The organism is Lentzea sp. DG1S-22, assembly GCF_036321065.1.
Taxonomy (GTDB): Bacteria; Actinomycetota; Actinomycetes; order Mycobacteriales; family Pseudonocardiaceae; genus Lentzea; species Lentzea jiangxiensis.
Genome location: NZ_CP143276.1, coordinates 4012270 through 4030591, shown reverse-complemented (window position 1 = coordinate 4030591; position 18322 = coordinate 4012270). Strand labels below are relative to the sequence as shown.

Genomic DNA, 18322 nt, shown 5'->3' with positions numbered 1-18322 from the left:
CGGGGGCTCGTCAGCCGGACCGCGAGGGCCTAGCGGCGGAAGCTGATCTGCAGGGTCGGCGCGGACGTCTCGGCGAAGAAGTCGTTGCCCTTGTCGTCGACGACGACGAAGGCGGGGAAGTCCTCGACCTCGATCTTCCAGACCGCCTCCATGCCGAGCTCGGGGTACTCGAGCACCTCGACCTTGCGGATGCAGTCCTGCGCCAGCCGGGCCGCCGGGCCACCGATCGAGCCCAGGTAGAAGCCGCCGTGCGTGGAGCACGCGGACGTGACCTGCTTGGAGCGGTTGCCCTTCGCGAGCATCACCAGCGAGCCGCCTGCGGCCTGGAACTGCTCGACGTAGGAGTCCATGCGGCCGGCGGTGGTCGGGCCGAACGAACCGGAGGCGTAGCCCTCGGGCGTTTTGGCCGGGCCGGCGTAGTAGACCGGGTGGTCCTTCAGGTACTGCGGCATCTCCTCGCCGGCGTCGAGGCGTTCCTTGATCTTGGCGTGCGCGATGTCGCGGGCCACGACCAGCGGACCGGTCAGTGAGACACGGGTCTTCACCGGGAGCTTGGTGAGGACCTCGCGGATCTCCGACATCGGGCGGGTGAGGTCGATGCGCACGACCTCGTCGGAGAGGTCCTCGCCCTCCACGTCGGGCAGGAACTGGGCCGGGTCGCGCTCCATCTGCTCCAGGAAGACGCCCTCGGCCGTGATGCGGGCCTTGGCCTGGCGGTCGGCCGAGCACGACACCGCGATGCCGACCGGGCACGACGCGCCGTGGCGGGGGAGGCGGATGACGCGCACGTCGTGGCAGAAGTACTTGCCGCCGAACTGGGCGCCGATGCCGAAGTTGCGGGTGAGCTCCAAGACCTGCTGTTCGAGGTCCGTGTCGCGGAACGCGTGGCCCAGCGGCGAGCCCTCGGTCGGCAGGGTGTCGAGGTAGCGGGCCGAGGCGAGCTTCGCGACCTTGAGGTTCTGCTCCGCGGAGAGGCCACCGACGACCACGGCGAGGTGGTACGGCGGGCACGCGGCCGTGCCGAGCGAACGCAGCTTCTCGTCGAGGAACGACGCGAGGCGCTTGGGGTTCAGGACCGCCTTCGTCTCCTGGTAGAGGAACGTCTTGTTCGCGCTACCGCCGCCCTTGGCCATGAACAGGAACTCGTACACGGGTTCCTGGCCGGGCTTGTGGAACACCTCGATCTGCGCGGGCAGGTTCGTGCCGGTGTTCTTCTCGTCCCAGAACGTCACCGGAGCCATCTGCGAGTAGCGCAGGTTGAGCTCCTGGTAGGCCTCGTAGACGCCGCGGGCGAGCGCCTTCTCGTCGTCACCGCCGGTCAGGACGCTCTCGGAGCGCTTGCCCATGATGATCGCCGTGCCGGTGTCCTGGCACATCGGCAGCACGCCGCCGGACGAGATCGCGGCGTTGCGCAGCAGGTCCATGGCGACGAACCGGTCGTTGCCGGAGGCCTCCGGGTCGTCGATGATCTTGCGCAGCTGGGCGAGGTGCGACGGGCGCAGCAGGTGCTGGATGTCCCGGATCGCCTCCTTCGCGAGCAGCGTCAGCGTCTCGGGCGCGATCTGCAGGAACTTGCGGTCACCGGCCTCGATCAGCTTCACCCCGTCCGACGTGACGAGGCGGTACTCGGTCTCGGTGTCCTTCGCCAGCGGCAGGACGTCGGTGTACTCGAAAGTGGTGGGCACGGCGTACACAACTCCAACGGTGTGCAGTTCGGATCAGAAAACCGTACCGCCATCGAACGGACGTCCTGCCGCCCGTGCACCGTGTTCTTCGCAACGGCCGCCCGAACGCGGAAGGCCGGGGCAGCCCCCGGCTGCCCCGACCTTCCTTCGCGTGCGAAACCCGGCTCACGACGGGCGACGCGTGGCTCTGGTAACGCCCGACCGTGCCGTGAGTTGAGTCACAAGTCAATACTGCCGGACGGGTGAGACCCGACCGGGATCACGAGGCGTAAGCACGCAGCTTCGCGGCACGTTCACCCTGGCGGAGCTTCGACATGACCTCGCGCTCGATCTGACGCACCCGCTCGCGTGACAGCCCGAACCGCTTGCCGATCTGGTCGAGCGTGCGCGGCTGGCCGTCCTCCAGGCCGTAGCGCAGCCGGATCACCGCCTGCTCCCGCGGCTCCAGCGTCGCGAGCACGCGGCGCAGGTCGTCCTGCAGCAGGCCGGAGATGACGGCGCTCTCGGCGTCGGTCGCGTCCGAGTCCTCGATGAAGTCACCGAGGGGCGCGTCCTCCTCCGTGCCGACCGGCATGTCGAGCGATACCGGGTCACGCGCGTGGTCGAGCAGGTCGGCGACCTTGTCGACGTTGAGGCCGGCTTCCTTCGCGAGCTCCTCGTTCGTCGCCTCGCGGCCGAGCGTCTGGTGCAGGTCGCGCTTGATCCGCGCGAGCTTGTTCACCTGCTCGACGAGGTGGACGGGGAGGCGGATGGTGCGGCTCTGGTCGGCCATGCCACGGGTGATCGCCTGGCGGATCCACCACGTCGCGTACGTCGAGAACTTGAAGCCCTTGGTGTAGTCGAACTTCTCGACCGCGCGGATCAGGCCCAGGTTGCCCTCCTGGATCAGGTCCAGCAGCGGCATGCCCCGGCCGGTGTAGCGCTTGGCCAGCGACACGACGAGGCGCAGGTTGGCCTTGAGCAGGTGGTCCTTGGCGCGGCGGCCGTCGCGGACGAGCGCCCCCAGCTCTTCGCGACGGGTGGGCGTGAGGCGCTTGGCCGTCTCCATGACGTGCTGCGCGAACACACCGGCCTCGATGCGCTTGGCGAGCTCCACCTCCTCCTCGGCGGTGAGCAGCGCCGTCTTGCCGATTCCGTTCAGGTAGACTCGAACGAGATCGGCTGCCGGCCCCTGGGCGTCGAGTTCGTGCTCGACGACGGTGGCGGTGTTCTCTCCGACTTCACGGTCGGAGATCCTCGTGACGGTCATGGATCTCCCTCCCCCTGCTGCGGGCGGCGACAAGTCGCGCTGGCGGTCAAGGCGGCGCGGCGCTGCGCCCTGGTTGCCGGTTGCGGCGGGCCCGCTCGGGATCCCATCGCTAGCTGGCTGATACCTGGGTAACGAAGACGATTCCGAATTCGTTCCCGACTTCCATGACCTGAAGACGTCGCCGCTGTCACAGCGGTTGCGCGACTAATCTGAGGATTGGCTGAGAACCCTTTAGTCAGACCTCTACGAGCACTGTGAACGGGCCGTCGTTCACGCTCCGCACCTTCATCTCCGCCCTGAATCGTCCTGTTTCGACACGCGCGCCCTTTTGACGGAGTTCCTGAACGACGGCGTTCACCAAAGGCTCCGCGTGCTCGGGCCGGGCGGCCGCCGTCCAGGACGGACGGCGGCCCTTGCGGGTGTCCCCGTAGAGGGTGAACTGGCTGACCACCAGCAGCGGAGCACCTGTCGACTCGCACGACTGCTCGTCGTCGAGGATGCGCAGTCCGTGCAGCTTCTGCGCCATTTTCCGAGCGTGCGCGTCCGTGTCGTCATGGTGTACGCCGAGCAGCACCAGCAATCCGGGCTCGGCGATCGCACCGACGATCTCGCCGGCGACTTCCACACTCGCCTCTGTGACGCGCGCCACAACCGCTTTCATGCAGGAATCAGCATTCCGTGCCGGATGAGATCACGAACGATCGGCAACGCCGCTTCTGCATCGATTTCCCCGTATGCGAACTCGAGCAGCGAGAGCAGGTCTTCCAGCGGCAACGCGCCGGTGCAGCCGGCCACGAGCTTCGCGGTCGCCTCGTCAACCTCGTGCTGCCAGCCGGGCCCGTCCGTGCGGTGCAGCCGCGCGACGACCTTCTTCCAGCCCTCCTCGCCCGGCTCGGACACCTCCTCGAGCAGGACGGTGTCAGCGACCCGGAACCGCTGACCCAGCAGATCGGGGTTGGCGCGCAACCACGCGACGTTGTCGAGCCAGCGCGCGGCCTCCGGACCCAGCGGGTCGTCGTAGGCGTGGCGCAGGTCCTCGCAGACGACCTGGGAGTGCATCTCGTCGGTGCGCCGCAGCGTCACGTAGCCGAAGCCGACGCCCTGCACGTCGTTCTCCTCGAACCAGTCGAGCCACGCGCTCGCCTTGGCCCGCCCCTCGGGGCTGCGCGGGTCGACGCCCGCGTCCTTGAGCCACGTGCCGACGTACAGGGCGGGCTCGGCGATGTCGCGCTGCACGAACCACGCGTCGACGCCACCGCGGGGCAGCCAGCCGGAGACGCGCTCCTCCCAGTCCTCGCCCCTGCGGTGCACCCAGGACGCCAGGAGCTGGCCGACGCCGCCCTCGTTGAGGAACGACGGCAGCTGCCGGATGACGAGCGCCGACGCGTCGTCGCCGCCGAGGCCGGAGTCGCGGTACACGAAGTCCACGCGCGGCGGTCCGACCACGAACGGCGGGTTGCACACGACCTGGTCGAACCGCCGGTTCCGCACCGGGCCGAACCACTCGCCCTGCAGCGTCTCGACGTCGAGCTCATTCATGCGGAACGTGCCCTGGGCGAGCCTCAGCGCGCGCTCGGAAAGGTCGGTCGCGGTGATGCGCTCGGCGTGCGTGCCGGCGTGCAGCGCTTGGACGCCGCAGCCGGTGCCGAGGTCGAGCAGCGTGCCGACCGGCGTGCGCTTGGTGGCACGGGCGAGGCTGATGGACGCGTGGCCGACGCCGAGCACGTGGTCCTCGGGGACGGCGCCGCCGCGCAGGTCGGAGTCGAGGTCGGCGATGACCCACCAGTTGTCCTCGTACGGCCGGACGTCCAGACCGGCCCTGAGGCCACCCGCGCTTCTGTCTGCGGCGAGGACCTCGTTCTTGACGGCGTCGTCGATGTCGACGCCGTGGAGCGCCTTGCGGACGTCCTGCTCGGGCTCCTGGTCGCCGAGCAGGAACAGGCGGATCAGCGTGCCGAGCGCCCCGGCGTCCTTGCTCGCGCGGCGGGCGGGCTCCGGCTCACCGCGGCCGAGCGCGGCGTGGGCCTGCGGGCCGAGCGCGTCGACGACGCCGTCCGCGGTGTAGCCGGCGTTCAGGAAGGCTTCGCGCAGTCGGGCGCACAGGTCGGCAGAAAGATCGGGGTGCACGGGTGGAGATGCTTTCACGCCGTCCGGTTCAGCGCGTGATCTGGAGGGCGATGGCCATCGCGAGGCGCTGGTCGGGGTCGTCGAGGGGGAGCGGCGTCACTTCGGCCATCTTCTGCATTCGGTACCGCAACGTGTTCGGGTGCACGTTGAGGTCCTTCGCCGCCGCCCGCACGTCTCCCTGGGCCGCGAGCCACGCCCTCAACGTCATCGCGTACTGCGTCCCGTAGTCGGCGTCGTAGCGCAATATATTGGATATCGGCCCACGGGTGGGTAGGCGTCCGGCTTCGGCGACGGCGGCGAGCCGGTGCAACAGGACTTGCGCCCACGCGTCGTCGTACACAACCGGTGTACCGGTGGACAGCGCGAGGCATTCGTCGGCCTCCTGCCGTGACGTCGGCAGCTGCGCCGCCTCGGCCGGACCGCCGATGCCGGCCAGCACGGTCGCCTCGGAGGGGAGTTCGCGGGTCAGCGAACGCACCCAATCGACGGCGTCGTCGGCGGCCGGGATGACGGTGTAGAGGACGTTGCCGAACAGCGCGCTGCGTCCCGGACGCGACCAGCCGAAGCCCGCCGTCGCCCGCTGGAACGCCAGCACCGCCGCGCCGTGCTCGCCCTCGCCCGCGTGCGCCTGCACGGCGATCACCCGCAGGTCGGCGGACGGCAGACCGAGGCGTGCGACGTCAGCGGACTCCGGCTGGTCGAGCAGCCGGATCACCAGGTCCGCCTCGGCCTGGCGCTCGAGGTCGGTCGACGCCCGCGACCGCAACAGGTGCAACGCCGCCGTGCGCGCGCCGTCGACCAACGCCGCGCTCCGTGCCGCATCGACCGGCCCCGTCACCTCGACCCAGACCGAGCCAAGCAGCTCACGCCCCGCCCGCACCGCGGCGACGAGCCGGTTGCCGAGCTGCGGCGTCAGCTTGGGCACGAAGATCGGTTCGTCGGACGACGCGAGGTGGCTGAACACGCCGAACTCGTCGAGCGCCCGCCGCGCCTCCTCGGGCACGCGCCGCCCGAGGATGGTCTGCACCCGCACGGGGTCGACGTCCTCCTGGCGGTAGGAGTACGCGAGCACGCGGGACTGCTGGTCCTCGATCGTGACCGGCCCGCCCACCACGCCCGCGATCACGTCCGCCAACCCGAACAGGTCTCCGGTGCGCGTGCCGCCGTTGACCAGCGTCTGCGTGACGTTCGCAAGCTGGCTCCACGGCACAGACGGATCCACGAGCAACACGGCCGCACCCGACTTCTTGGCCGCCGCGATCACCCGCTCGTCGAGCGGAGGCTTGCCGTGCAGCACAACAGCCGAGGCCGCCGTGGACGACACGAGCCGCACCGCCGCGGCGACCGACGGCGTGCCGAGCCCGAGCAGAACGTCCCCCGCGGTCGCCGGCGTGTTTTCGGCGGGGTCGTGCAGGGCAACCCCGCGGAGTTCGGCATCACGGCCCCTCGGCGCGCACGCCAGATGCGTGCCCAGACTGCCGAGCACGTCCACGAGGCGATCAAGGGCGACCACCCGCGGATGTTAACCGCCGACCGGGTGTCCCGGCGGTCACTCGGACGTGGGACCATGGGATACGTGGAGGTGGTGTCGTGAGCAGTCCCGACCGGAACGACACCCCGGTGTTGATCACCGAGGCGGCCCCGTCCTACGAGGAACAGCACGCCGCCCGGCGCAAGAAGTACGCGATCATGATGAGCCTGCGCTTCCCGTGCCTCATCCTCGCGGCTCTGTTCGCGCACACCTGGTGGCTCGCGCTGTTCTTCATCGTGCTGTCCGTGCCGCTGCCGTGGATGGCGGTGCTGATCGCGAACGACAGACCGCCGCGCAAGGCCGAGAAGGCCAACCGCTACGAGGCCGAGCGCCGCGCCATCGCGCCCAAGAGCACGACTGTCATCGACGGCTAGACCGCCGCCGAAGCCCCTGACGCACCCGCGCCCGACCTCTGTCGGACGCCGTCCTCACCTTTTGCAACAACTCTTTGGACTTCGTCCGCAAAAGACTCGTTGCAAAGGCGGACGACCTGCGGCCGTCAGGCGGACAAGCGCTTGCGTGCACCTTGCAACGCTCGGCGATCGGCCTTTGCAATGAGTCTTTTGACTTCGTCCGCAAACGTTTTTTGCATCTGGTGGAATTGCATGAGGCGAGATGGCGAGCGGTTCACGCCTGAGCAGACTGGTCGTGAGGGTGACGAACTCGACGGCGCCCAGACGAAGGTGTGACCGGCAGAACCGATATATCAGTGACTACCTCGGCGGCTGCGCTCCCACGACGCTGACCGCGCGCGACCCCGCCCGGACACCACCGAGGAGGGCGTCGTGCTTCGAAGCGCCGGACAGCCAGGCCGCCAGGAAGCCGGCGTCGAAAGCGTCACCGGCACCCGTCGAGTCGACACACACGGTGGCTTCAGTGGGGACCGAGATGACCTCGTCGGCGTCCACCCAGGAGGCACCGTCCGCACCGGACGTCACCACGACAGCCCCGACGTGCGAGAGCAGGGTCTTGGCCGAAGAAGGCTCGTACGAGCCGGTCAGCGCGAGCAGTTCGTCGGCGTTGGGGAGGAGGAAGTCGACGCCGCGGACGTCCTCCAGGAAAGCGGACGCCGAGTGGATCAGCACGGCGGCCTGCGGGTCCACCGACGTCGTCCAGCCCGCCGCGCGGGCGGCGGCCAGCACGGCGAGACCGGCGGGGCGTGAGGTGGCGTCGAGCAGCACGTAGCCGGACAGGTGCAGGTGGCCGCCGGTGCCGGCGAGCAGGCCCGGGGCCAGGTCCGCGGGGGAGAAGCGGGCGTTCGCGCCACGGTCGGGCAGCATCGAGCGCTGGCCGTCCTCGTCGACCAGGACGACCACGCAGCAGGTGGCCAGGTCCGGGTCCACCGCGAAGGCGCACTGGACGCCCGCCGCGGTCAGTTCGGCGTGGACCTGGCGGCCGGCCGAGTCGGCGCCGACGCGGGCCACCAGGACCGGGAGGCTCCGCAGGCGGCGAGCCAGACGGCGGTGTTCGCGCCCGCGCCGCCCGGCTCGATGGTGACCTTGGCGCGCACGTCGCCGCCGTGGGCGATGGGGCCGGTGTGGCGGGCCACGACGTCGAGGCCCGCGTCACCCACCACGACGACTGGCCTCACCGGGACAGCTCCACGGCCACGGCCGCGGCGACCGAGACGTTGCTGACGACGAGCTCCTCGTTGGCGTCGAGGCTGACGCCGGCGCTCGCGGTGTGGAAGTGCTCGAGGAGGACGGGGGTGACGTCCTTGCCGCGCACGTCCTGGTCGACGAGCTTCTGCAGGCCCTCGGCGAGCAGGCGGTCGTGCAGGTCGGCGTCCATCTCGAAGTCGGCGGGGATGGGGTTCACCAGCAGCATGCCGCGGCCGCCCGCGGCGAAGACGGCGGCGGCCTCGGCGGGGGTCTCGACGCGCCACGGCACGTCGAACTCCGACTCGCGGCGGTAGAAGGCGGGGAAGCGGGAGGTGCGGTAGCCGACGACGGGCACCGAGCGGGTCTCGAGGACCTCCAGGGTCGCGCCCATGTCCAGGATCGACTTCACGCCCGAGCACACGACCACCACCGGGGTCGACGCCACGATGTCGAGGTCGGCGGAGACGTCCCACGTCTCGCGCGCGCCGCGGTGCACGCCGCCCAGGCCGCCGGTGCCGAAGACGCGGATGCCCGCCTGGTGGGCGAGAGCGGTGGTCGAGGCCACGGTCGTCGCGCCGCTGCGGCCCAGGGCGTAGGCGGGGCCGAGGTCGCGCAGCGACAGCTTCACGAGGTCGCCCGCGGTGCAGACGCGGTCGAGCTCGGCGGAGGTCAGGCCGATGTGCGGCACGCCGTCGAGGACGGCGATCGTCGCGGGGACGGCGCCTGCCTTCCGCACGACCTCTTCCAGGCGTGCGGCGACCGCGAGGTTGCGCGGGGCGGGCAGGCCGTGGGACAGGATGGTGCTCTCGAGAGCGACGACGGGCCGGTTCTCGGCCAGCGCGGAGGCAACTTCATCGGCGATGTGCAGCGTGGTCACGAGGGGACATCATCCCAGGTACCCTTGGCGCGTGAGCACCCAGACTCTCCCCGAGGTCGATGTACGGCCGGACGGTACCGACCAGTCCGGGGACGACACCCCGAAGATGTTCCACTACGTGCGCAAGGCGAAGATCGCCGAGAGCGCCGTGATGGGCACGCACGTGGTCGCGCTGTGCGGCGAGGTCTTCCCGGTCACGCGGTCACCGAAGCCCGGCTCGCCGGTGTGCCCGGACTGCAAGAAGATCTACGAGAGCCTGCCGCCCGGCGGCGACGGCGACTGACCTCCGGACGCGGCCCGGTGCCCCGGACCACGTCCTGAGGCGCCGGGCGCTGCTGTCCGCGCAACCGGCTAGCCGCGCTGCCGCTCCTCCTCGGAGCGGGTCCGCTGCTCCTGGATCTGCAACGGCTCCGTGAGCTGCGTGTCGGCCGGCGACGGAGCCGAGTAGCCGGTGTCGTTGTTCGTCTCCCGCGAGGGTGCCTGCTCGCTCTCCTCGCGGATGCGGGACGCCGCGCGCTCCATCTCGAGCCTGCGCCAGCGGCGGCGCTGGCGGCGGGTCATGCGCGCAGGCCACATGTCCTGGATGGCGCTGTTGAAGTACGCGCCGAGCGTGATCGCCAGGCCGATGAAGAACACGAACAGCAGGAACGCGATCGGGGTCGCGAGCGCGCCGTAGGTGTAGCCGGTGGTGGTGATCCACTGGATGTACAGGCGCAGGCCGATGGACGACAGGATGAACACGGCCATCGCGAGGATCGCGCCGGGCAGCACCCGGTGGTACGGCAACCGCCTGGGCAGCGCCACCTTGTAGAGCGCCGACAGCGACAGCACCAGCAGCAGCGCGACGCCGGGGTAGTAGAAGCGGCCGGCCCACGTCTCGATGTAGGGCTGCCACGACGCCGGGAAGAACTGCGGCAGGAGTTCCGGGCCCAGGGCCAGGACCGGCAGGCCGACCACCAGGGCCACCAGGGACACCAGGTAGAGCAGCAGCGCGAAGAAGCGCTGCCAGACCTCGTTGCGCACGCCGTACTGGTCGTGGGCGACGGTGATCGCGTCGACGAACGACGACATCGCCGACGAACCCGCCCACAGCGAGATCAGGAAGCCGATGGAGACGATCTCGCCCTTGCCGGTCGTGAGGATCTCGGCGACCGTGGGTTCGATCACGCTGTTGACGACGTCCCGGCTGAAGATCGTCCGGGTGAAGCCGATGATCTTCTCCTGGACGGCCCTGACGACGTCGTCGCCGAACCAGCTGCCGATCCAGCCCATCGAGCCCAGCACGCCGAGCAGCAGCGGCGGGAACGACAGCGTCTGCCAGAACGCCGCCTCGGCCGCTTCTGAGAAGATGTTCCCCTGCCACGCCTTCGACAGCGTGCGTGCGAGTAGACGCAGCGGCCCCTTGCGGCCGGACCTGCGTGCGCTGTTGTCGGAAGGCGAACCCATCGCAGTGACAAGCATGGTGCATACCGCCACGTTTCGCGGCATCGACGTTCGGAACAGGTAGAGTCGCGGTGCCCCCGGCCACGGTCCGCCTGCGGGGCCCGCCATGTCTGACCTGCACAAATGAGGAGAAACACGTCTGTGACAGCGACAGCAGCAATGCGACCGCTGCGGGCATGGCAGCGCAGGGCGCTGACCAAGTACCTGGCCGCCAAGCCGCAGGACTTCCTCGCCGTCGCGACACCGGGCGCGGGCAAGACGACCTTCGGGCTCCGCGTGGCCGCCGAACTGCTGGCCGACCGGACCATCGAGGCCGTCACGATCGTCACCCCCACCGAGCACCTCAAGCACCAGTGGGCGAAGGCGGCCGCCGAGCAGGGCATCCACATCGACTCGAACTTCCGCAACACCAACGCGATGACCTCCCGCGACTACCACGGCGTGGCCGTGACGTACGCGCAGGTCGCCGCCCATCCGACGCTGCACCGGGTGCGCACGGAGAACCGCAAGACGCTCGTGCTGCTCGACGAGGTGCACCACGGTGGTGATGCCAAGTCGTGGGGTGATGCGATCCGCGAGGCGTTCACGCCCGCGGTGCGCCGCCTCTGCCTGACCGGCACCCCGTTCCGCTCCGACGACTCGCCGATCCCGTTCGTGCAGTACGAGGAGAGCTCCGGCGGCTTCAAGACGTCGAAGGCGGACCACACCTACGGGTACGCCGACGCGCTGCGCGACGGCGTCGTCCGGCCGGTGCTGTTCCTGGCGTACTCGGGCGAGGCGTCGTGGCGGACCAGCGCGGGCGAGGAGTACACGGCGCGCCTGGGTGAGCCGTTGACGCAGGAGCAGACCGCACGGGCGTGGCGCACGGCCCTCGACCCGGCCGGCGAGTGGATGGCGTCCGTGCTGCGCGCCGCCGACCAGCGCCTGACGCAGAAGCGCGAGAACGGCCTGCCCGACGCGGGCGGCCTGGTGATCGCCACCGACCAGACCGTGGCGAAGGCGTACGCGGAGGTGCTGCAGCGCGTCACGGGGCAGGTCCCCACGCTCGTCCTCTCCGACGACCCGAAGGCGTCCGGCAAGATCGCCGAGTTCTCTGCGACGAACGAACGCTGGATGATCGCGGTCCGCATGGTGTCCGAGGGCGTCGACGTGCCGCGGCTTGCCGTAGGCGTGTACGCGACGTCGTCGTCGACCCCGCTGTTCTTCGCGCAGGCCATCGGCCGCTTCGTGCGCAACCGGAAACCCGGCGAGACGGCTACCGTCTTCCTGCCCTCGGTGCCGGTGCTGCTGCAGCTCGCGTCCGAGCTGGAGGCCGAGCGCGACCACGTCCTGGGCAAGCCGCACCGCGAGAAGGACGGCTGGGACGACGAGCTGATGGCCGCGGCCAACCAGACCAAGGACGAACCGGGCGAGGACGAGCGCGCCTTCACGGCCCTGGGCACGACGGCCGAGCTCGACCAGGTGATCTTCGACGGCTCGTCGTTCGGCGCCCCGACCCACGCGGGCTCCGAGGAGGAGCAGGAGTACCTCGGCCTGCCGGGGCTGCTGGAACCGGACCAGGTGCGCACCCTGCTGCTGCAGCGGCAGGAGGAGCAGATGGCGCTGGCCGCCAAGCGGCCCAAGCCCGAGGTCGCCGTGCGCGAAGCACGGCCCGCGGGGGTGCAGGAACGCCTCACGTCGTTGCGCAAGGAGCTCAACACCCTCGTCGCGATGCACCACCACCGCACGAAGAAGCCGCACGGCAAGATCCACAACCAGCTGCGCGAGTACTGCGGCGGCCCGCCGACCGCGATGGCCACCATCGAACAGCTCGAGGAACGGATCGCGACCCTGCGCTCCTGGTAGCCGGCCTCAGACGCGGGTGACGGCGACGGCGAGCGTGCTGTAGCGCATCGTGAACTCGCCACCGATCGCGTCGATCGCGTGGCCGACGTCGTCGAGGAGTTCGGTGGCCTGCTCGGCGCTGAGCAGGGCCATCGGACTCATGGTGCGCATCAGGTCGATGTATTCGGCGGTCGTGGACGTCCGCTCCCAGTCCGCCCGCCACTGCTCGGCGGCGGAGAACGCCCCGGTCGCGGCGAACGCCTCGCCGGTGCGCACGCAGCCGGCCTGGTAGGCCTCGAACGCCTCGGCGTAGGAGTGGCCGACGCGGTGCGGGAGCTGGGGCGCCACCTTGGCGTACGCCGCGACGAACGCGTCGGCGATCGGCTCGGGCGTCCCGAACACGTGCCAGAGCGCGACGAACACCCCGCCGGGCCGCAGCACCCGCGCGACCTGCGCGGGACCGGCCTCGGCGCCGACCCAGTGCCACGACTGCCCGGCGACGACGGCGTCGAACTCGCGGCCCGCCGGGTTCCACGTCTCGAACTCGGAGACCTCCACGGTCACGCCGGTGGCACGGGCGAACTCGGCCATGCGCTCGTCGTGCTCCACCCCGAGCACCTCGCACCCGGCCGCGGCGAGCGGGCGGGAGAGGACCCCGGTGCCGCAGCCGACGTCGACGACACGCGGGCCGGGGCTCGCGGCGACGATCTTCCGGACCGGTTTGTCCGGGTAGGTGGGGCGGGTGCGGTCGTAGCGCGCCGCTTCCGCACCGAACGATTTCGCCAGTCTTTTGGCGGCTTCCCCGTTGAAGGTCATGAACCCAACCTAGGGGTGTCCGGGAGATGGCCCCCGAGTGTTCGCCGCAAGCGATATCCAATATATCGCCGCTGGATGCAGTAGCGCGGTGGTAACGCTCTCACAACTCTCGGTGACTAAATTTCGGCACGGTTACCGCATCGTTGCGACTTAATCGATCCAGTGTGGTTCCGGTCACGCATATGTCGGGCATACGTTGTGCGCCACAACATTCTCTGTGACACAGCGCAGTGAAAGGGATGGCGGATGCGCAGCAAGACTCTCGCTTCCATCGCCGTGACCGCGGGCCTCGCCCTGGCGGTTTCGGCGTGCGGCGCCAACTCCTCCTCCGGCACCGGAGGAACCTCTGAAACGAACTCTGGCAGCGGCACGGGCGCGAAGGTCGGCGTGATCCTGCCCGAGACCGCCTCCTCCGCTCGCTGGGAGGGCTTCGACAAGCCGCTCCTCGAGGCCGCTCTGAAGAAGGAGGGGCTCGACCCCGACATCCAGAACGCCCAGGGCGACGTCCAGAAGTTCAGCACCCTGGCTGACGGCATGATCAACGCCGGCGTCAAGGTCCTGATCATCGCGACCCCCAACAGCGAGGTCGGTGCCTCCGTCGCCAAGAAGGCGCAGGCCCAGGGCATCCAGGTCATCGACTACGACCGCCTGAACACCGGCGGCTCCTCGTCCTACTACGTGTCGTTCGACAACGTGAAGGTCGGCGAGCTGCAGGGCCAGGGTCTCGCGGACGCGATGAAGGCCGCGCCGCAGGGCGCGAACGTCATCGAGATCGAGGGCGCGCCGACGGACAACAACGCGACCCTGTTCCACGAGGGCCAGCAGAAGGTCCTCAAGCCGCTCTACGAGTCCGGCAAGCTCAAGCTGGTCCAGTCCCAGCCGATCGACAACTGGGACAACCAGAAGGGTGGCCAGGTCTTCGAGCAGATCCTGACCTCCAACGGCGGCAAGGTCGACGGCGTCGTCGCCGCGAACGACGGCCTCGCCGGCGCGGTGATCACGGTCCTCAAGAAGGTCGGCCTGAACGGCAAGGTCCCGGTCACCGGTCAGGACGCCACCCCGGACGGTCTGCAGGCCGTGCTCCGCGGTGACCAGTACATGACCGTCTTCAAGCCGATCAAGGACGAGGCCGAGGCCGCCGCCAAGCTGGCCGCCGCCCTCGCCAAGGGCGACACGGCCGCCGCCGACGCCCTCGCGACCGGCAAGACCAAGGACGCCAAGGGCAACCGCGACGTCAAGTCCGTGCTGCTCACCGCTCAGCTGATCACCAAGGACAAGGTCAAGTCCGTGGTCGACGCGGGCTTCGTCAAGGCCTCGGAGATCTGCGTGGCCGACACCCAGGCCGCCTGCACCGAGCTCGGCATCAAGTAGGACCGCTCGCGCCAGGGCGGGGTGCGGCAACGACCGCACCCCGCCCTAGGCGCGTGGTAACCACGGAGGAATCCCCAGTGAGCGAGCCGATTCTCGAGCTGCGCGGCATCAACAAGAGCTTCGGCCCCGTGCACGTCCTGCACGACATCGACCTCGTCGTGAACCCCGGCGAGGTCACCGCCCTCGTCGGCGACAACGGCGCGGGCAAGTCGACGCTGGTCAAGTGCATCGCGGGCATCCACCCGACCGACTCGGGTGAAGTCCTCTTCGACGGCAAGCCCGTCGACATCAAGGGCCCGCGCGACGCCGCGGCCCTCGGGATCGAGGTCGTCTACCAGGACCTCGCGCTCGCCGACAACCTGGACATCGTCCAGAACATGTTCCTCGGCCGTGAGCGCACCAAGGCCGGTCTGCTCGACGAGACGGACATGGAGCAGGCGGCGCGCAAGACGCTGGCCTCGCTGTCGGTCCGCACCGTCAAGTCGGTGCGCACCCAGGTCTCGTCGCTGTCCGGTGGTCAGCGCCAGACCGTGGCGATCGCCAAGGCCGTCCTGTGGAACAGCAAGGTGGTGCTCCTCGACGAGCCCACCGCAGCACTGGGCGTCGCGCAGACGCGCCAGGTGCTCGACCTGGTCCGCCGGCTCGCGGAGCAGGGCCTGGGGGTCGTCCTGATCAGCCACAACATGAACGACGTCTTCGAGGTCGCCGACCGCATCGCGTGCCTCTACCTCGGCCGCATGGCCGCCGTCGTGGGGTCCAAGGACGTCACGCACGGCCAGGTCGTCGAGCTGATCACGGCCGGCCGTTCCGGTGACCTGGGCATCGCCCGCCCCGAGGCGGCGACGATCTGATGAGTTCCGAAGAGGGCAGCATGACCGACACCACCGAATCGCCCGTGCAGGAAACCCCGCAGCAGGGCGCCATCTCCGACTTCGGCATCGACACGACGTCCCAGTCCACGGGCGAGGCCGTCCGCGACTACTGGGCCAGGGTCCGCGGCGGTGAGCTCGGCTCGCTGCCCGCGCTGCTCGGCCTCGTCGTCCTGCTGATCGTGTTCAGCTCCTTGTCGGACACGTTCTTCACCCTCGGCAACCTCGCCAACCTGCTCCAGCAGGGCGCCAGCATCACCATCATCGCGATGGGCCTGGTGTTCGTGCTGCTGCTCGGCGAGATCGACCTGTCCGCCGGTACCGCGTCCGGTGTGACGGCCGCCGTGATGGCACTGCACCTGATCCACAACGGCAACCTGCTCGGCGGCATGGGCGACACGGTCTTCTACGTGTTCTGCGGCCTGCTGGTGATCGCGATCGTGCTCGCGGTCGTGATGAAGGTCTGGGCCGGCGCGGCGCTGTCCGCCGTGGCGCTCGTGATCGCCGCGGTCGGCATCCCCGCCAACGCCTGGCTCGAGATGCTGCTCGCCGTCTGCGTCGGCGCGGCCATCGGCACCATCACCGGCTTCCTCGTCGCGAAGGTCGGCATCCCGTCGTTCGTCGTGACCCTGGCGCTGTTCCTGGTCTGGGGCGGTGTCGTGCTGCAGCTCATCGGCCAGGGCGGCACGCTCGGCCTGCGTGACGACACGATCTTCAACGTCGCCAACGGCAACCTGGACTTCGTCGGCTCGTGGGCGCTGTTCGTCATCGCCGTCGGCGGCTACGCGGCCGTCGTGCTCACCCGCCACTTCTCGCGGCTGCGCAGGGGCCTCGTCGCCCAGCCCACCACGCTGGTGCTGGCCAAGATCGGCGCCCTCGCGGTGCTGGCCGCCGTCATCACCTACGCGCTGTCGCTCAACCGGGCGCCGAGCAACCTCGTGGTGATCGAAGGCGTGCCGTTCGTGGTGCCGCTGGTGCTCGTGCTGCTGGTGATCGGCACGTTCGTGCTCGACCGCACCAGCTACGGCCGGCACATCTACGCCGTCGGTGGCAACAAGGAAGCGGCCCGCCGCGCCGGTATCAACGTCGAGCGCATCCGCATGAGCGTCTTCGTGATCGCCTCCTCGGCGGCCGCGATCGGCGCCATCGTGTACTCGTCGAAGGTCGGCTCGGTCGACCCGAACGCCGGTGGCGGCAACACGCTGCTGCTGTCGGTCGGCGCGGCCGTCATCGGTGGTACGTCGCTGTTCGGTGGCAAGGGCCGCCTGCGCGACGCCGTCATCGGTGGCGCGGTGCTCGCGATCATCCAGAACGGCATGGGCCTGCTCAAGCAGCCCGCCGCGGTCGTGTTCATCGTGACCGGCCTCGTCCTGCTGCTCGCCGCGAGCGTCGACGCGTTGTCCCGCCGCCGGGCGGCCACCGCGGCCCGATGACGCGGTGACGGGACCCACGTCCGGCACTCGTCCCGACGAGATCCGCAGGCACAACAGGACGGCGCTGCTGCGCCGCCTGCACGTCGACGGACCGTCCACCAGGGCCTCGCTCGCGGCTGAGCTGGGGCTCAACCGCAGCACCATCAAGGCCCTGGTGGACGGCCTCGCCGAAGCCGGCGTGGTCGCCGAACGCGTGCCCGCTCTGCGCAGCGGAGCGGGCCGCCCATCCCTGCTGGTACTGCCCCAGCCGCAGGCTGCGGTCGTCATCGCGATCGACGTGCGGGTGGAACACGTGGCGATGGGGTTCGTCGGCCTCGGCGGGGAGATCCTCGGGCGGGACAGCTGGAACCTGCACCGGACGCGTGATCCGGGGGAGGTCATCACGCACATCGTCGAGTCGGCGCGCCTCATGGCCGACGACCTCGACGCCACCGCGGTCGGGGTGGGCATCTCCGTGCCCGGCGTCGTGCGGCGTGCCGACGGGCACGTGCACGAGGCGCCGAACCTGCACTGGACCGGTGTGGCGCTCGGCAAGCGCCTGGAGGCGGTGCTGAAGCTGCCCGTCCAGGTCGGCAACGACGCGGAGCTCGGTGCGCTGGCCGAGCACGTCCGCGGTGCGGCGCGCGAGTCCTCGGACATGGTCTACATCTCCGCGGACGTCGGCGTCGGCGGGGGAGTGATCCTGTCGGGGCAGCCGTTGCGCGGCTCCGGCGGCTACGTCGGCGAGCTGGGCCACATGGTGGTCAACCCGCACGGGCGGCGGTGCTACTGCGGCTGTGACGGCTGCTGGGAGACCGAGGTGGGCGAGCCGGCGCTGTGCCGGGCGCTGGGCCTTCCCGACGACGCCCCGCGCGGAGCCGTCGTCGCGGCGTTGCGGGCGCTCGACGACCCCTCGGTGCTCGACGAGTTCGCCGACTGGCTCGCCCTGGGCCTCGCGAACATCGTCAACGTCCTCGGTCCCGAGCTCGTCGTGCTCGGCGACCTCTACACGGCGCTGCCGCTGTCGGTGGTGGAGTCGGTGAGCTCCGCCGTGCAGCGGCGCAGCCTCGTCTCCCGCGCCGTCGGGGGGACCCAGGTCGTGACGTCGCCGCTGGGGCGGGACGCGAAGCTCGTGGGGGCCGCCGAACTGGCCTTCGAGCCGGTGCTCGACGCCCTCTAGAAAAGCGAAGGGGGCGGAGATCCTCGCGGATCTCCGCCCCGAGCGGCTAGGTGGGGTGGAAGTCAGCCCTGCTGAATCTCAGCAGCGAGTTCGCGCAATTTCTCACTGTGCGCCCGGGCGTGGTGCCCGCAGAACAGCAACTCGCCCCCGGACGGGAGCAAAGCGCGAACCTGGGCAGCAGCCCCGCAGCGGTCGCAGCGGTCGGCAGCGGTCAACTCGGGGCGGGTGAGTGCTGCAGTCATGATGAATCTCCCTCCGTCCCAGCAACGGAACGAAGTGTCCCGGTGCCCTCTTACCAAGCTGCGACCACAACGCCCCTGGATGGTGCGCGGTGCTC

16 protein-coding genes and 1 pseudogene are annotated in these 18322 nt (G+C 70.0%); 7 read left to right on the top strand and 10 right to left on the bottom strand.

Annotated features, from left to right (window positions below):
* Positions 1–29 precede the first annotated feature (29 nt).
* The 5 genes from V1227_RS17915 to V1227_RS17895 all read right to left on the bottom strand — a co-directional run bounded on the left by V1227_RS17915 (position 30) and on the right by V1227_RS17895 (position 6574).
* Positions 30–1694, bottom strand: coding sequence for a fumarate hydratase (locus V1227_RS17915; protein WP_442916504.1), 1665 nt, complete (start codon positions 1692–1694; stop codon positions 30–32).
* Between the two features lie 250 nt (positions 1695–1944).
* Positions 1945–2934, bottom strand: a complete 990-nt coding sequence (locus V1227_RS17910; protein ID WP_329793717.1) for a sigma-70 family RNA polymerase sigma factor — start codon at positions 2932–2934, stop codon at positions 1945–1947.
* Positions 2935–3169: 235 nt separating this feature from the next.
* Positions 3170–3595 (bottom strand): D-aminoacyl-tRNA deacylase, encoded by a 426-nt coding sequence (gene dtd, locus V1227_RS17905; RefSeq protein ID WP_090102656.1) that lies wholly within the window; start codon positions 3593–3595, stop codon positions 3170–3172.
* Positions 3592–5061, bottom strand: coding sequence for a DUF7782 domain-containing protein (locus V1227_RS17900; RefSeq protein ID WP_329793716.1), 1470 nt, complete (start codon positions 5059–5061; stop codon positions 3592–3594). The genes dtd and V1227_RS17900 overlap by 4 nt, the downstream gene beginning before the upstream one ends.
* Before the next feature lie 28 nt (positions 5062–5089).
* Positions 5090–6574, bottom strand: coding sequence for a PucR family transcriptional regulator (locus tag V1227_RS17895; RefSeq protein WP_329793715.1), 1485 nt, complete (start codon positions 6572–6574; stop codon positions 5090–5092).
* Positions 6575–6651: 77 nt separating this feature from the next.
* On the opposite strand from V1227_RS17895, the gene V1227_RS17890 reads away from it, so the two are divergent.
* A complete protein-coding gene (locus V1227_RS17890; RefSeq protein ID WP_329793714.1) occupies positions 6652–6966 on the top strand; it encodes a DUF3099 domain-containing protein in 315 nt (104 codons plus the stop codon).
* A gap of 339 nt (positions 6967–7305) precedes the next feature.
* Here V1227_RS17890 and V1227_RS17885 read toward each other — a convergent pair.
* Positions 7306–8183: pseudogene (locus tag V1227_RS17885) on the bottom strand (carbohydrate kinase family protein).
* Positions 8180–9070 (bottom strand): pseudouridine-5'-phosphate glycosidase, encoded by an 891-nt coding sequence (locus V1227_RS17880; protein WP_236220240.1) that lies wholly within the window; start codon positions 9068–9070, stop codon positions 8180–8182. Before V1227_RS17880 ends, V1227_RS17885 begins: the two are co-directional and overlap by 4 nt.
* Before the next feature lie 31 nt (positions 9071–9101).
* Here V1227_RS17880 and V1227_RS17875 point away from each other — a divergent pair, with 31 nt between their 5' ends.
* A complete protein-coding gene (locus V1227_RS17875; protein WP_236220241.1) occupies positions 9102–9353 on the top strand; it encodes a DUF3039 domain-containing protein in 252 nt (83 codons plus the stop codon).
* Positions 9354–9421: 68 nt separating this feature from the next.
* On the opposite strand, the gene V1227_RS17870 is transcribed toward V1227_RS17875, so the two are convergent.
* Entirely contained in the window at positions 9422–10531 is a 1110-nt protein-coding gene (locus V1227_RS17870) for a YihY/virulence factor BrkB family protein (protein WP_442916503.1), read from the bottom strand.
* Positions 10532–10672: 141 nt separating this feature from the next.
* Between V1227_RS17870 and V1227_RS17865 the strand changes: the two genes are divergently transcribed.
* Complete coding sequence (locus V1227_RS17865) at positions 10673–12358, top strand: DEAD/DEAH box helicase (protein WP_245733948.1); 1686 nt, start codon at positions 10673–10675, stop codon at positions 12356–12358.
* Positions 12359–12364: 6 nt separating this feature from the next.
* On the opposite strand, the gene V1227_RS17860 is transcribed toward V1227_RS17865, so the two are convergent.
* A complete protein-coding gene (locus V1227_RS17860; protein ID WP_329793712.1) occupies positions 12365–13153 on the bottom strand; it encodes a class I SAM-dependent methyltransferase in 789 nt (262 codons plus the stop codon).
* Between the two features lie 246 nt (positions 13154–13399).
* On the opposite strand from V1227_RS17860, the gene V1227_RS17855 reads away from it, so the two are divergent.
* From V1227_RS17855 to V1227_RS17840, 4 genes are all read left to right on the top strand, one after another.
* Positions 13400–14524, top strand: a complete 1125-nt coding sequence (locus tag V1227_RS17855) for a sugar ABC transporter substrate-binding protein (protein WP_329793711.1) — start codon at positions 13400–13402, stop codon at positions 14522–14524.
* A 77-nt stretch (positions 14525–14601) separates the two neighbouring features.
* Complete coding sequence (locus tag V1227_RS17850; RefSeq protein WP_329793710.1) at positions 14602–15375, top strand: ATP-binding cassette domain-containing protein; 774 nt, start codon at positions 14602–14604, stop codon at positions 15373–15375.
* A 20-nt stretch (positions 15376–15395) separates the two neighbouring features.
* Positions 15396–16826, top strand: a complete 1431-nt coding sequence (locus V1227_RS17845; RefSeq protein WP_329793709.1) for a sugar ABC transporter permease — start codon at positions 15396–15398, stop codon at positions 16824–16826.
* A gap of 4 nt (positions 16827–16830) precedes the next feature.
* Positions 16831–17985 (top strand): ROK family transcriptional regulator, encoded by a 1155-nt coding sequence (locus tag V1227_RS17840; protein WP_329793708.1) that lies wholly within the window; start codon positions 16831–16833, stop codon positions 17983–17985.
* A gap of 62 nt (positions 17986–18047) precedes the next feature.
* Here V1227_RS17840 and V1227_RS17835 read toward each other — a convergent pair whose 3' ends face one another.
* Entirely contained in the window at positions 18048–18227 is a 180-nt protein-coding gene (locus V1227_RS17835) for a DUF7455 domain-containing protein (protein ID WP_231642793.1), read from the bottom strand.
* Between the last annotated feature and the right edge of the window lie 95 nt (positions 18228–18322).

Excerpts from the sequence above, each read along its gene's own strand:
- V1227_RS17910 (WP_329793717.1), bottom strand. The coding sequence starts at position 2,934 with ATGACCGTCACGAGGATCTCCGACCGTGAAGTCGGAGAGAACACCGCC.
- dtd (WP_090102656.1), bottom strand. The coding sequence starts at position 3,595 with ATGAAAGCGGTTGTGGCGCGCGTCACAGAGGCGAGTGTGGAAGTCGCC.
- V1227_RS17870 (WP_442916503.1), bottom strand. The coding sequence starts at position 10,531 with ATGCTTGTCACTGCGATGGGTTCGCCTTCCGACAACAGCGCACGCAGG.
- V1227_RS17865 (WP_245733948.1), top strand. The coding sequence starts at position 10,673 with ATGCGACCGCTGCGGGCATGGCAGCGCAGGGCGCTGACCAAGTACCTG.
- V1227_RS17860 (WP_329793712.1), bottom strand. The coding sequence starts at position 13,153 with ATGACCTTCAACGGGGAAGCCGCCAAAAGACTGGCGAAATCGTTCGGT.
- V1227_RS17855 (WP_329793711.1), top strand. The coding sequence starts at position 13,400 with ATGCGCAGCAAGACTCTCGCTTCCATCGCCGTGACCGCGGGCCTCGCC.
- V1227_RS17845 (WP_329793709.1), top strand. The coding sequence starts at position 15,396 with ATGACCGACACCACCGAATCGCCCGTGCAGGAAACCCCGCAGCAGGGC.
- V1227_RS17835 (WP_231642793.1), bottom strand. The coding sequence starts at position 18,227 with ATGACTGCAGCACTCACCCGCCCCGAGTTGACCGCTGCCGACCGCTGC.